The 14043-nt window shown below is 68.7% G+C and carries 8 protein-coding genes; 7 read left to right on the top strand and 1 reads right to left on the bottom strand.

Annotation, left to right across the window (positions count from 1 at the left end; all coding sequences use genetic code 11):
- Positions 1 to 22 precede the first annotated feature (22 nt).
- On the top strand, positions 23 to 4108 hold the full coding sequence (gene hrpA / locus AC5P8Y_RS03060; protein WP_353949858.1) for an ATP-dependent RNA helicase HrpA: 4086 nt from the start codon (positions 23 to 25) through the stop codon (positions 4106 to 4108).
- 73 nt (positions 4109 to 4181) lie between these two features.
- Here the strand turns inward: hrpA and AC5P8Y_RS03055 are convergent, their stop codons facing one another.
- The gene (locus tag AC5P8Y_RS03055; RefSeq protein WP_005410728.1) at positions 4182 to 4718 is read right to left on the bottom strand and encodes a hypothetical protein; all 537 of its coding nucleotides are present in this window, start codon (positions 4716 to 4718) and stop codon (positions 4182 to 4184) included.
- Positions 4719 to 4848: 130 nt separating this feature from the next.
- On the opposite strand from AC5P8Y_RS03055, the gene AC5P8Y_RS03050 reads away from it, so the two are divergent.
- The 6 genes from AC5P8Y_RS03050 (at position 4849) to AC5P8Y_RS03025 (ending at position 13738) form a co-directional block, all read left to right on the top strand.
- Complete coding sequence (locus AC5P8Y_RS03050) at positions 4849 to 7005, top strand: bifunctional (p)ppGpp synthetase/guanosine-3',5'-bis(diphosphate) 3'-pyrophosphohydrolase (protein WP_164133624.1); 2157 nt, start codon at positions 4849 to 4851, stop codon at positions 7003 to 7005.
- 30 nt (positions 7006 to 7035) lie between these two features.
- Positions 7036 to 8607, top strand: coding sequence for a hypothetical protein (locus AC5P8Y_RS03045; protein ID WP_049404687.1), 1572 nt, complete (start codon positions 7036 to 7038; stop codon positions 8605 to 8607).
- A 62-nt stretch (positions 8608 to 8669) separates the two neighbouring features.
- Complete coding sequence (locus AC5P8Y_RS03040) at positions 8670 to 9560, top strand: SDR family oxidoreductase (RefSeq protein ID WP_495201837.1); 891 nt, start codon at positions 8670 to 8672, stop codon at positions 9558 to 9560.
- A gap of 72 nt (positions 9561 to 9632) precedes the next feature.
- A complete protein-coding gene (locus AC5P8Y_RS03035; RefSeq protein WP_049404690.1) occupies positions 9633 to 10685 on the top strand; it encodes a glycosyltransferase family 2 protein in 1053 nt (350 codons plus the stop codon).
- An 84-nt stretch (positions 10686 to 10769) separates the two neighbouring features.
- A complete protein-coding gene (mrcB, locus tag AC5P8Y_RS03030) occupies positions 10770 to 13205 on the top strand; it encodes a penicillin-binding protein 1B (RefSeq protein ID WP_495201836.1) in 2436 nt (811 codons plus the stop codon).
- A complete protein-coding gene (locus AC5P8Y_RS03025) occupies positions 13202 to 13738 on the top strand; it encodes a hypothetical protein (protein ID WP_049404693.1) in 537 nt (178 codons plus the stop codon). Before mrcB ends, AC5P8Y_RS03025 begins: the two co-directional genes overlap by 4 nt.
- Positions 13739 to 14043: the final 305 nt, after the last annotated feature.

Below are 14043 nucleotides of genomic sequence, written 5' to 3'. Positions count from 1 at the left end.
AAAGTTTTGAACGAACCGATTGATGAACTCTATCGATAAAAATCCATCGCCCCGCCTGCGCCAACAGCGTGCCGCCATCGACGGCGCCATGAGCCGCGACCGGGGCCGTTTGCTGGGGATGCTCTCGCGTTGCCAGGCCAAGCCACAGGATGCGGCACTGGCCGCCACCTTCGAGCAGGCCTTGCAGGCGTCGGTGCAGCGCCGGCAGGTGCGGGCGCAACAGCAGCCGTCCATTACTCTGGACCCGCAGCTGCCGATTGCGCGTGAAGCCGACGCCATCATCGGGCTGATCCGCGAACACCAGGTGGTGGTGATCGCCGGTGAAACCGGCTCGGGCAAGACCACCCAGCTGCCGAAACTGTGCCTGGCCGCCGGCCGTGGCCAGGCCGGCATGATCGGCTGCACCCAGCCGCGACGGATTGCCGCACGTGCGGTGGCCAGCCGTGTCGCACAGGAACTGCAGAGTGAACTGGGCCAGCTGGTCGGCTACCAGGTGCGCTTCAATGACAAGGTCAGCGAAGACAGCCGCATCAAGTTCATGACCGACGGCATCCTGCTGGCGGAGATCGCCAGTGACCGCTGGCTGTCGAACTACGACACGATCATCGTCGACGAGGCGCACGAACGCAGCCTCAACATCGATTTCCTGCTGGGCTACCTGAAGCAGCTGCTGCGCAAGCGCCCGGACCTGAAGCTGATCGTCACCTCGGCCACCATCGACACCGAACGCTTCGCCCAGCATTTCGACAATGCGCCGGTGATCAGCGTCGAAGGCCGTACCTATCCGGTGGAAGTGCGCTACCGCGCGCTGGAAGGCGAGGGCGAAGACCAGGGCGAACGCACCGTCAACGACGCCATCGTGTCGGCCATCGACGAGATCACCCGCCTGGATGCGCGCGGCGACGTGCTGATCTTCCTGCCGGGCGAGCGCGAGATCCGCGATGCGCACCAGTCGCTGGAACGGCGCAAGTACCGCAATACCGAGGTGCTGCCGTTGTACGCGCGGCTGTCCAACCAAGACCAGGACCGCGTGTTCAACCCCGGGCCGAACCGGCGTATCGTGCTGGCCACCAACGTGGCCGAAACCTCGCTGACGGTGCCGCGCATCCGTTACGTGGTCGATCCGGGTTTCGCCCGCGTCAAGCGCTACAGCCCGCGCAACAAGCTGGACCGCCTGCACATCGAGCCGATCTCGCAGGCCAGCGCCAACCAGCGCAAAGGTCGCTGCGGACGTATCGCCGAAGGTATCTGTTACCGCCTGTACGCCGAAGCCGATTTCCAGGCGCGGCCCGAATTCACCGATCCAGAGATCCGCCGCTCCAGCCTGGCCGGGGTGATCCTGCGCATGCTGCAGCTGGGCCTGGGCCGCATCGAGGATTTCCCGTTCCTGGAAGCGCCGGACGAGCGTGCGGTGGCCGATGGCTGGCAGCAACTGACCGAACTGGGCGCGATCGATGCCGAGCGGCGCATGACCACCATCGGCAAGCAGATGGCACGCCTGCCGGTGGACGTGAAGCTTGCGCGCATGCTGGTGGCCGCGCAGGCTGCAGGCTGCCTGCGGCCGATGCTGGTGATCGCCTCGTTCCTGGGCATCCAGGACCCGCGCGAACGCCCACCCGAAGCGCGTGGTGCGGCCGACAGCGCGCACGCGCAGTTCGCCGATGGCCGCTCCGAGTTCGTTGGCGTGCTGCGCCTGTGGGATGCCTACCGGCAGGCCCATGAAGACCTGACCCAGTCCAAGCTGCGCGACTGGTGCGGACGTCATTTCCTCGGCTTCCTGCGCATGCGCGAGTGGCGCGAGCTGCATCGCCAGCTGCGGCTGCTGTGCGAGGAACTGGGCTGGAAGGAGGAGGCCAGCGAGGCGTCGATGGCGCCGTTGCTGGCCGGCAGCAGTGCGCCGGCACCGGCGCGTGACGACGCGGCGGCGGTGAAAGCCACCCGGGGCCAGCTGCACCGCGCCGCACGCCTGGCCCGCGAAGGCAAGGCCGAGGCCGCACCGGCGCCGGTGGCCGTGCGCGCGCAGAAGGAGCAGGCACCGGTAGGAGGTGGTTTCAGCGAACGCGTGCGCGCCGCCGCCTACCAGACCCTGCACCGCGCGCTGGTGGCGGGCCTGCCGACGCAGATCGGCCACCGCACCGAAAAGGGCGATTTCCAGGCGCCGCGCCAGCGTCGCTTCCTGCCGTTCCCGGGTTCGGCGCTGTCCAAGCGGCCGCCGCCGTGGCTGCTGGTGGCCAATCTGCTGGATACGCAGAAGGTGTGGGGCATGACCCTGGCCGCGATCGAGCCGGACTGGGTGATCGCCGAGCTGCCGCACCTGCTGTTGCGCAAGCACTTCGATCCGCACTGGTCGCGCGCACAGGGACAGGTGCTGGCGTCCGAGCAGATCAGCCTGTTCGGCCTGGTGCTGGCGCCGAAGAAGCCGGTGCATTACGGCCGCATCGAGCCGGGCGAGGCACATGACATCTTCGTGCGCCAGGCCTTGGTGACCGGCGAGATCAACACCCGCGCCAGTTTCGTGGCCGACAACCAGAAAGTGCTGGAGGTCGCCCGCGAGGAGGAAGCCAAGCTGCGCCGCGCCGGCATTGTTGCCGACGAGGACTGGCAGGCGCGCTGGTACCTGGACCGGGTACCGCCGCAGATCCATTCGGCGGCGGGGCTGGATACCTGGTGGAAGGGACTGGCACCGGAACAGCGCAAGACCCTGCACTGGTCGCTCGCAGACTTGCTGCCCGGAGAGGGCAGTGAGCAGGAGCGCTACCCGAAATACCTGGCGCTGGGCCAGGCGCGGTTGCCGCTGCACTACCGCTTCGAGCCGGGTGCCGACGATGACGGCGTGACCCTGGACGTGCCGCTGCACCTGCTCAATGCATTGGACCCGGTGCAGCTGGGCTGGCTGGCGCCGGGCTTCGTCGCCGACAAGGCCTCGGCACTGATCCGCAGCCTGCCCAAGGCAATGCGTCGCAACTACGTGCCGGCGCCGGACTTCGGCCGCGCGTTCTATGAGGCGTTTCCGCAGCCCAGCGCCGATGCCATCACCGGCGAACTGGCGCGTTTCCTGTCACGTGCAACCGGTGCCACCGTGACCGCGCTCGATTTCGAGCCCGGTTCGATCGAGCCGCACCTGCACATGAACCTGCGGCTGCGCGACGAGCAGGGCAAGGTGCTGGCCACTTCGCGTGATCTGGACGCACTGCGCGCGAAATTCGGCGGTCGCGCCGGCGATGCCTTCGCTGCACGCGCTGGCCGCGAGATGGCGGCCGATGGCCTGCGCACGTTCCCGGCGACGCCGATACCGTTGCAGGTGCCCGGTGAAGCCGGCGTTCCGGCCTATCCGGCGTTGCTGGACGAGGGTGACAGCGTGGCGCTGCGCATCTTCGCCGATCGGCAGCAGGCACAGGAGGCTCACCCGCTGGGCGTGCGCCGGCTGCTGGAGATCGCCCTGGCCGAGAAGATCAAGCAGGCGCGCAAGCAGCTGCCGGTGGGCGCCAAGACCGGCCTGTTGTATGCGGCGATCGAGTCGCAGGAGCGCCTGCGCGGAGACCTGGTGGATGCGGCGATGAACGCGGTGTTGGCGGAGGGCCTGGAAGACATCCGCGATGCGGCGGCCTTTGAACAGCGCCGTGAGCATGCGGCCAAGGCCCTGTTCGGCGAGGCCATGTCGCGGCTGAAACTGGCCGAAACCATCCTGGCGCTGGTGGCGGAACTGAAGCCGATGCTGGAAGCACCGTTGATGGGTTGGGCGCGCGGCAACCTGGACGACATGGAAGCGCAGCTGTCCGGGCTGATCCACCCCGGCTTCCTGCGCGATACGCCGGCCGACGCGCTGGCGCAGTATCCGCGCTACCTGAAGGCGATGATCCTGCGCACCGAACGCGCCAAGCGTGATCCGCCACGTGACCAGGCACGCATGCTGGAACTGCATCCGTTCCTGGAAGCGCTGGAAACGGCAGAGCAGCAGGGCCTGCGCGATCGCCCGCAATGGCAGGCGCTGCGCTGGGACCTGGAAGAGCTGCGGGTGTCACTGTTCGCGCAGGAGCTGGGGGCACGTACCGGCATTTCGGCGAAGAAGCTGGCGCAGCGGGTGACGGCACTGCGCCAGGCCTCGTAACCCCCGACCCGACCCCGCCGGACGATGACCGGCGGGGTACGGTGGAATGTCATCCACGCGTGGCGTGGATCCACTACTTGGAGCGGCGCACCTTGGGCTGGCTGTTCACGCCTTCCACCTTCATGTACCACACGCCCATCACGCCGGGCTTGATGCTGACCTTGGGCGATTGCTTGCGCACGCCGACCACGCTGGTGCTGTCGGTCTGCTCCCATTCCTGGCCGTTGTCCAGCACGTAGACGCGGCCCTTGCCGAAGCCACGGAACTCGCCCTGCAGCACGCCGGTGATCGGCTCGCTGCTGCCGAAATCGAAGAACCCGCGGTTCTTCACGATCACTTCCTGGCGGCCCTGTTCGCGGGCTTCTTCGCGTACCGCTGCCACAGCCTGGGTCGTCGCCGCTTCAACCTTGCCCTGCAGCCAGCGGTTGAGCGTGGCCAGTTCCTGCGCGCTCAGCTTGTCCAAGCCGGCCGCCTTGAATTCGGTCGGCGACATCTGCTGCTGCAGGTCACCGTCCACCACGCGCTGGGCCAGCGCAGGCGCCGACAGGGACAGCAGCAGTGCGGCGCAGGCCAGCAGCCGTGGACGGAAACGTGGGGCGATCGAGGGCATGGCGGAACTCTCCTGGGTTTGCCGGCGAGTGTAGCGGCATGTCTTCATGCCGGGTGATGGTGGCTGCGGTGATTGTCCCTGATCGGCGCCGGCGCTAGTGTAGGAACCTCTGTCTTGCCTGCTCGATGCTGTGAACCGCGCTTCTGTCCCCGGCCTGGATGCCTTGTTGAACCGTCCCTCCGCCGCGGTGCTGCCCGCTCCGCTGCGCCAGGCCCTGCGCGAACACTGGGAAGCACCCGAGTGCGACCACCAGATGCGCGCCAGCTGGTCGGTGCTGGGCGATACCCTCGATGCACTGTCGATGCTCTCGGCCGACGAAGGCGCGGTGGTTGCCGCGCTGTTGTTCGACCTGCCCGGCCTGCGCGCCAGCCTGGACCAGCTGCCGCTGGGCAACCACAAGGCGGCGGTGATCGGCCTGCTCGACGGCCAGGACGCCGCCGATCCGGTCTGGGCGCTGCATGCTGGCCGCGAGGCCGGGCGCAACAGCGAGGGCCTGCGCCGCCTGCTGCTGGCGATCATCCGCGACCTGCGCGTGGTGCCGATCCTGCTGGCCCGGCAGCTGGCGAGAATGCGCGCTGCCGACAAGCTGGACGACGAGCAGCGCCGGGCGCTGGCGCAGCTGACCCGCGACATCCATGCGCCGCTGGCCAACCGGTTGGGCATCTGGCAGCTGAAGTGGGAGCTGGAGGACCTGGCGTTCCGCCACCTGGAGCCGGAAACCTACCGCCGCATCGCGCGCGAAGTGGACGAAACCCGCGTGGCGCGCGAGCGCTACGTGCAGAACGTGAAGAAGCAGCTGTCGCGCGAGCTGGCCGCACAGGGCATCCATGCCGAAGTGAGTGGCCGCCCCAAGCACATCTACAGCATCTGGCGGAAGATGCAGAAGAAGCGGCTGGCGTTCGACCAGCTGTACGACATCCGCGCGGTGCGGGTGATGGTCGACGACGTCGCCGCCTGCTACGCCGCGCTGGGTGTGGTGCATGCGCTGTGGGCCCCGGTGCCGAGCGAGTTCGACGATTACATCGCACGCCCGAAGGCCAACGACTACCGTTCGCTGCACACCGCCGTGGTCGGCCCGGAAGGGCGCACGATCGAAGTGCAGATCCGCACCCACGAGATGCATTCCCAGGCCGAGCTGGGCGTGGCCGCGCACTGGAAGTACAAGGAAGGCGGCAAGGGCGCGGAAAAGTCGTTCGATCGCAAGATCACCTGGATGCGCCAGCTGCTGGAGCAGGCGCAGGACGGGCAGGGCAATGAACTGGCCGGGGCACTCGACGCCGAGCTGACCGAGGACCGGGTCTATGCGCTCAGCCCGAAGGACGAGGTGCTGGACCTGCCCCAGGGGGCCACGCCGCTCGATTTCGCCTACCAGGTACATACGATGGTGGGCCACCGCTGCCGTGGCGCCAAGGTCAATGGCCGCATCGTGCCGCTGACCTATCGCCTGCGCAGCGGCGACCGTGTCGAGATCCTCACCGGCAAGGAGGCCGACCCCCGCCGCGACTGGCTGATGCCCGCGCTGGGCTTCCTGGCCAGCAACCGCTCGCGCGAAAAGGTGCGCAGCTGGTTCCACAAGCTGGACCGCGCGCGCAACGTGCAGGCCGGGCGCGAACTGCTCGAGCGCGAGCTGAAGCGCCTGGGGCTGCAGCATTCGGATCTGGCGGTGGCGGCGAAGAAGTTCCATGCCGACAGCGTTGACGACCTCTACATCCAGGTGGCGCTGGGCGACACCGGCCCGAACCAGGTCAGCCGTACGCTGCTGGAGGCAGAGCGCGCGGCCAGCCAGCCGGCCCCTGCGCCGGCGCTTCCGCGCCCGACCGCCCGCCGCGAGAACCTGGGCAAGTCCAAGTTCACGGTGCAGGGCGTGGGCAATCTGCTGGTGCAGCTGGCGCGCTGCTGCCAGCCGGTGGCCGGCGAACCGATCGTCGGCTACCTCACCCGTAGCCGCGGTGTCACCGTGCACCGGGCAGACTGTGCCGCGCTGGCCCGGCTGGCGGCCACCAGCCCGCAGCGCATCCTGCCGGTGGAGTGGGGCCAGGCCGGGGGCGGCTACGAGGTGGACGTGGTGGTCGATGCGGTCGACCGCCGCTGGCTGCTGAAGGACATCACCAACCTGATCGCCCAGGAAGACGCCTACGTGCTGGACATCCACAGTGACAACGTGCGCAACAGTGGCCGTGCCCATCTGCGCCTGCGGCTGAAGGTCAGCGACTACGGCCAGTTGTCGAACCTGCTGGGCAAGCTGGACGCGCTGCCGGGCGTGAGCGAGGCGCGTCGCCTCGGCTGAGCTTCACGCTGCCCCGGCTACCCTGCACGCATGGAACGCGAGCCCCCGCATCGCCCGCATGGCGCTGAACATCCTGCGCTGGATCGCGTCCGCCGCGAGGGCCGCTGGTGGTGGCTGCAGGCACGCCATGCGCGGCGGGTCTGGCGATGGGCGCTGGTCGCGGCGCTGGCGGTGTTCGTGCTGCTGGTGCTGCTGCGCAAGCCGCTGGCCGACTGGTTCTGGGACGAGCCGCAGATCGAACAGCTGCTGGTCGAAGGCGATCGCGCGCTCGCCGCCGGCCGGCTGAGTGCGGCCGACGGCAGTGGTGCGCGGGAGCGCTACCAGGCGGTGCTGGCACTGGATGGCGATCGGCCGCAGGCGCGCCAGGGCCTTGCACGAACCGCCGCGGCAGCACTGCAGCAGGCCCGCGACAGGCTGCAGGGCGACGATCTGGAGGGCAGCGCGCAGTCACTGGCGCTGGCCCGCGAGCTGCAGGTGCCGCAGGGCGACGCCGACGCCGTGGCCCGCCAACTGCAGGCGCGGCGTAGCGCCGGCGCCGGTATCGGCGCGTTGCTGGCCCAGGCCCGCAATGCGTTCGCGGCCGGCCGGCTGGACGATGGCGACAGCAGTGCGTTGCCGCTGTTCCAGCGCATCCTGGCACTGCAGCCGGACAACCTGCCCGCTCTGGAGGGGCGCGAGGATGCACTGAGCGATCTGCTGCAGCATGCGCGCGCGCTGGCCGGACGCGGGGAACTGGCTGAAGCCGCTGCGACGTTGCAGCGCGCGCGCCTGTTCGATGCAGGCCACGCCGATCTTCCCGCCAGCCAGGAGGCCCTGGCACGGGCGGTCGACGAGCGCTTGCGGCAGGCACGGCGCGCACTTCAGCGACAGCAGCTGGAACGTGCCGCAAAGGGGTTCCTGGCCGTGCTGGCGGTGGCGCCGGACGATCCCACTGCCCAGCGGGGCCGCGAGCAGGTGCTGCAGGCGGTGCTGGCGCGAAGCCAGATCCAGGCCGACGATTTCCAGTTCGAGGCGGCGCAGCGTGATGCCGTGCTGGCCGAAGCACTGGGCGCTTCGCAGGCGGCACGACAGCAACTGGTGCAGCGCCTGCAGCGTGCACGGCAGGCCCGGGAGGCACTGCAGCAGCCCGCAGTGAGCAACGCGCAGCGTGAACGCGAGCTGCGCGATCACCTGCGCCGGATCGAACGCGCCGAGCGCGCAGGCCAATGGATCAGCCCGCCGGGGCACAGCGCATTCGATGCCCTTCGCGAAGCACAGGCGCTGGCACCGCGCGATTCACGTGTGAAGGCCGCGGCCGCGCGCCTGCTGCCTGCCAGTCGCCGTTGTTTCGACGACAACCTCCGGCAGAACCGGGTGCAGGCTGCAGGTGCCTGCCTGCAGGCCTGGCAGACGTTGTCTCCCACCGCTGGCGGCCTGCCTGCGGCCCGCCAGCGCCTCGCGCAGCGTTGGATTGCGATTGGCAGCGAACGATTGGGCAACGGAGATGTCGCCTTTGCCGAACGTGCGCTCCAGCAGGCGGGCGAGCTTGGCGTCGGCCCTTCCAGCAGCGAGTACCAGCAGTTGCGGCAGCGCCTGCGCGACATCGGGGTGTCGTCGCCCTGAGCCCGCCGCTGCCGGAGGGGCCGCTATAGTAGCCACCCCCGCAACATCCCCACGGAGTGCAGATGACCGTCCTTGTTTCCGGAGCCACCAGCCAGATCGGCCGGTTCCTGCTGCCGCGCCTGGTGCAGGTGCATGGGCGGGTACAGGCAGTGAGCCGGCGACCGCAACCGGCACAGGACGGCGTGCAGTGGCTGTGCGGGGACCTGGCGGCTGCGCTGGACAGCGTGCCGTCTCCGGACTGGCAGGCCATTGCCAGCTTCGGCCCCCTTGAAGCACTGGCGCAGTGGTTGTCGCGGCAGACGGTGGCCCCGGCGCGGCAGGTCATCGCCACCAGTTCGATGAGCTTGCTGAGCAAGCAGGATTCCGAGCAGGCCGACGAGCAGGACGTTGTGGCGATGCTGCAGCGGGGCGAAGCGGGCCTGATCGCGCAGGCCGAGCGTCTTGGCATGGGCTGGACGATCCTGCGCCCAACCCTGATCTATGGGGCCGGCATCGACCGCAGCATCACCCCGATCGTGCAGCGTGCGCTGCGTCTGCGCCTGTTTCCGATTCCGCTGGTGGGAGGCCTGCGCCAACCGGTGCATGCCGACGATATCGCCCGCGCCGTGGTGGCCTGCATCGCCACCGGTGCAGCGTCGGCACGGGTGCTGGAAATCGGCGGTGGCGAGCGCCTGCCCTATCACGCGATGTTCCGCCGCGTGCACGCCAGCCTGGCACAGCCGACATTGGCGCTACCGTTGCCGGGCGCGGCGCTGCGGGGCCTGGCCGCGGTGCTGCCGCGGGCGCGTGGTCCGGTGTCACGCCTGCAGCAGGATCTGATTGCGGACAATGGCCCACTGCAGGCGCTGCTGGACGTACATCCGCGGCCGTTCCAGCCCGACGCGGACACGTGGCGACCGATGAGCGCGGCCCAGGCCGTGCAGCGGATCGCTGCGTATCCCGACAACGGCTAGCCAGCCACCATATCCATCCTCTTGGGGGGCTCTGCTACCATCCCCCGGCCCTTGTTTCCGCGAGTACGTTCGATGCCTGACGCGCCATCCCGATCGGCCCCTGCCGAGCGCATTGGCGTCGCGCTGTGCACCTACAACGGTGCGCGCTACCTGCAGGCGCAGCTGGACAGCATCCTCGACCAGGATCTTCCGGTGAACGAAGTCATGATCGGCGATGACGGTTCCAGCGACCAGACGCTGCAGCTGCTGCAGGCCTTCGTGCCGCGTGCACAGGCGCTGGGCATCCGTGTCGAGATCGTCCAGCACGCGCGCAATCTCGGCTATGTGCGCAATTTCGCCGATGCACTGATGCGTTGCCAGGCCGACATCCTGTTCCTGTGCGACCAGGATGATGTCTGGCATCCGGGGCGTGTCCGCCGCTATGTTCAACGCTTCCACGCCTACCAGGGCCTGTTGCTGCTGCACAGCGACGCACGGCTGGTGGACGCGCAGGGCGCGCCGCTGGGCCAGCGGCTGCTGGAGGTGCTGGTGGTCCATCCGGCCGAGGTCGAGCTGGAACGCTCGGGCCTTGCGATCGATGCGATCCTGCTGCGCAACTTCATCACCGGTGCCACCTGTGCGCTGCGCCGTGGGCTGCTGGCCGGATCGCTGCCGGTCCCGCCGGGCTGGAGCCACGACGAATGGCTGGCGGTCCACGCATCGCTGCGTGGAGGATTGGATATGCTGGCCGAACCGACCATCGACTACCGGCAGCATGGGAACAACCAGATCGGGGCCAGTCGCCGCGGTTTCCTGCAACGCCTGCGCCATCTCGATCTGTTCGATTCGCAGGCGCGCCAGCGCACGGCCGGGCGCCTGCTTGCCCTGGCCGATCTGCTGGGGCAGCGCGGCGTGGTGGTGGCGCCGGAGCGCTTCCAGGGACTTCACGCGCTCGCCTGGCGCATGGCCTGGTCGCGACTGCAGCTGTATCGCCGCGCGGACGTGCCGGCAGGCTGGATCGCCCATGATGCGCCGCGGTTGATCGCACGCCTGGCCAACGTCTGCCTGGCGGGGGGCGGCTGGAAAGGGGGCTGGGCGGCGCTTGCGGGCGCCTGGGCCGGGTGGCGGGTGCCGCGCGCTGCTTGAACTGCAGTGAAACCGCGGGCCATTGCCTGCCAGCCACCGCGGCGCCTGCGTTAGACTCGCCAGACCCTACCTGCCTGCATCCCCGTGCCCCGACGCTACGATTCCGACGACATCGACGATTTCGACGACGACCAGCAGGATGACAGCCCGCTGTGGCGGCGTCGCCTGATCACCTGGAGCATGGCTGCGGTCGCGTTGGGATTGGGCTTCCTGATCCCTTATACGCTGTACCTGAACCAACAGGTGACCCAGCGCTTCGGCGAACTTCGCTGGCAGATTCCGACCCGCGTGTACGCACGCCCGCTCGTGCTCACGCCGGGCAAGGCGATGGACGCGGCGACCCTGAAGACCGAGCTCGCCGCATCCGCCTACCGCGATGACGGGCAGGGCAAGGAGCCGGCTACCTATGCAGTGAACGGCGGGCGCTTCGTCATTTCCAGCCGTGGCTACAACGATGTGGATGGCCGCGTCGCACCGCGCCGGCTGGAACTGTCGCTGGCCGACGGTGCGGTCGCCTCGCTGCGTGACGCTGACAACCGCAAGGCGCTGAAGGCTGCGCGCCTGGACCCGGCACGTATTGCCACCCTGTACGGGCAGAAGCAGGAAGAACGCCGCCTGATCCGCATGGACGAGGCGCCTGACCTGCTGGTGACCGGCCTGCAGGCGGTGGAGGACAAGGACTTCAACCGCCATCACGGCATCGATCTGTCCGGCATTGCGCGCGCGGTGTGGGTGACGATCCGCTCCGGTGGCCAGAGCCGCCAGGGTGCTTCCACGCTGACCCAGCAGCTGGCCCGCAGCGGCCTGCTGGGTATCGGCAAGGAACAGACCGTCACCCGCAAATTCAACGAAGTGCTGTACGCGCTGATCATGGAGGCGCGCTACGACAAGCGCACCATCTTCGAGGCCTATCTCAACCAGGTGTACCTGGGGCAGCGCGGCAGCCAGGCCATCCACGGCATGTCTTCCGGCGCCGAGTTCTGGTTCGGCCGTGACCTGCAATCGCTGGAAACCGAGCAGATCGCGCTGCTGATCGGCCTGGTCAAGGGCCCGTCCTACTACGATCCGCGGCGCAACCCGGAACGCGCGCTGGATCGCCGTAATTTCGTGCTGGGCAAGCTGCATGAGGCGACGCTGATCGACGATGCCGAGTACCAGCGTGCGTTGAAGGCGCCGCTGGGCGTGCCCAAGACGCCGGGCCTGGTGGCGGCCAACCGCTTCCCGGCCTATGTGGACCTGGTTCGCCGCCAGCTCGGCCATGACTATCCGGAATCGGCGCTGCAGGGCGCCGGCCTGAGCGTGATGACCGGCATGTCGCCGTCTGCGCAGGCCTATGCCGAAGGCGCGGTGACCCGCACCATCAAGTCGCTGGAAAGCAAGCGCCGTCCCGAACTGCAGGCCGGCATGGTGCTGACCGACGTGCACAACGGTGACGTGTTGGCGGTGATCGGCAGCCGTGAGGTGTCCGAGGTGGGGTTCAATCGAGCGATCGAAGCACAGCGCCCGGTCGGCTCGCTGTTGAAGCCGTTCGTGTACCTGCTGGCGCTGGCGCAGCCGGACCGCTACTCGCTGGCCAGCTGGGTCGACGATTCGCCGGTGACGGTGCAGCTCGGCCGTGGCCGCAACTGGAGCCCGGGCAACGCGGACAACCGCAGCCACGGCACCGTGCGCCTGATCGACGCGCTGGCGCATTCCTACAACCAGGCCACGGTGCGCGTGGGCATGCAGGTCGGCCCCGAGCGTGTGACCCAGCTGATCCACGTGCTGGCCGGCATCAAGGCCGAAGCGAATCCGGCGGTGATCCTCGGTTCGACCGACCAGAGCCCATACGCGATGGCACAGCTGTACCAGTTCCTCGCGTCCGGTGGCGAAATCCAGCCATTGCATGCGGTGCGTGGCGTGCTCGATCCGCAGGGCAAGCTGCTCAAGCGTTACGACAAGACCCTGGCACCGGCCCAGGAAGGCGATTCGATTGCCGCCAACCTGATCAGTGTCGGCCTGCAGCAGGTGGTTGCCAGCGGCACCGCGCAGCGGCTCAACGCCGATGGCCTCAGCCGCCTGCAGCCGGCCGGCAAGACCGGTACCACCAATGATGGTCGTGACAGCTGGTATGCCGGTTACACCGGGGATCACCTGGCGGTGATCTGGATCGGCAACGACCAGAACGAGCAGGCTGGCCTGTACGGTGCTACCGGCGCGATGCGGGTCTGGTCGGGTATCTTCCAGCGTCTTCCCAGTGCGCCGCTGCGGGTCAGCAACAAGGGCCTGGACTGGCAGTCGGTGGCCGCCAGCGGCCTCAACACGACCGACGAAGGCTGCCCGGGAGCGCGCCGCTTCCCGTTCGTGGTCGGCTATGCGCCGGCCTATGCGCCCTGTGCACCGGCGGTGTCGCCGGACGGGCAGGGTGAGGCCGAAGGCGAGGGTGGTGGCTGGCGCAGCTGGTTCGGCCTGGACCGCAAGCCGGAAGTGCCTGCCGAACCTGCCGCGACGCCCGCTGCCACTCCTCCCCCGAGCCGATGATGCCGATGAACATGCGATCCCTGCTGCAGCCCCTGGCCCTGACCGGCCTCAGCCTGTCCCTGGCCGCCTGCGTGAGCAGTGCACCGCCGGTGGTCAAACCGGTCGATACCACCACGCCGGCGCAGCGCCTGGCCGCAGTTGACGCAGCCGCTGGCCCGGATGACAAGGAGCTGTCGGTGCAGCCGTTGCGTGACTCGCAGGTGGAAGATCTGCGGGTGACCGCGCAGGCGCAACGCCAAGCCAACGATCTGGCCGGTGCCGCCAGCAGCCTGGACCACGCGCTGGAAATCGTCGCCGGCGACCCGGCGGTGCTGCAGGAGCGCGCCGAGCTGGCGCTGCTGCAGGGGCAGTGGGCGCAGGCGGAGGCGTTCGCGCGCAAGGCGGTCGACCTGGGCTCGAAGACAGGGCCGCTGTGCCGCCGGCATTGGGCGACGATCGAGCAGTCTCGCCTGGCGCGGGGCGAGAAGGAGAATGCGGTGTCGGCGCATGCGCAGCTGGAAGGCTGCACGGTGCCGGGGATCAAGCGGTACTGAGTTTTCAGCCAACGGAACAGCCCCTCGTGGCTGGCTGCTTGGCCGCGTAAAGCAAAAGCCGCGCTTGGCCGGGCGGGGTGGGTCCGCGGGGGACGCCGTGAACCGTCCCTGGGGGCTTGGCCGCGGCATCCATGCCGCGGACACCCCCGCGAAGCCACCCCGCCCGGCCTCTGACAGTTCCCGTGTGCGTCCAGCCACGGAAAAGAAAAAGAAAATCAAAAGCGGGTCGCGCGCTGCGCGCACTCGACCCCTTCTTGTTTCCGTTCGACCCACCGCTTCTGAATCCAGTCGAGCAAGCGCGACGC

The sequence above is a fragment of the Stenotrophomonas sp. YJH_SMC_12-1 genome (genome assembly GCF_059370935.1).
This window is presented reverse-complemented; position numbering and strand designations above follow the sequence as displayed.

What these genes read in the sequence shown, in the direction of transcription:
- hrpA (WP_353949858.1), top strand. Translation starts at nt 23, where the DNA reads ATGAACTCTATCGATAAAAATCCATCGCCCCGCCTGCGCCAACAGCGT.
- AC5P8Y_RS03055 (WP_005410728.1), bottom strand. Translation starts at nt 4,718, where the DNA reads ATGCCCTCGATCGCCCCACGTTTCCGTCCACGGCTGCTGGCCTGCGCC.
- AC5P8Y_RS03045 (WP_049404687.1), top strand. Translation starts at nt 7,036, where the DNA reads ATGGAACGCGAGCCCCCGCATCGCCCGCATGGCGCTGAACATCCTGCG.
- AC5P8Y_RS03040 (WP_495201837.1), top strand. Translation starts at nt 8,670, where the DNA reads ATGACCGTCCTTGTTTCCGGAGCCACCAGCCAGATCGGCCGGTTCCTG.
- AC5P8Y_RS03035 (WP_049404690.1), top strand. Translation starts at nt 9,633, where the DNA reads ATGCCTGACGCGCCATCCCGATCGGCCCCTGCCGAGCGCATTGGCGTC.
- AC5P8Y_RS03025 (WP_049404693.1), top strand. Translation starts at nt 13,202, where the DNA reads ATGATGCCGATGAACATGCGATCCCTGCTGCAGCCCCTGGCCCTGACC.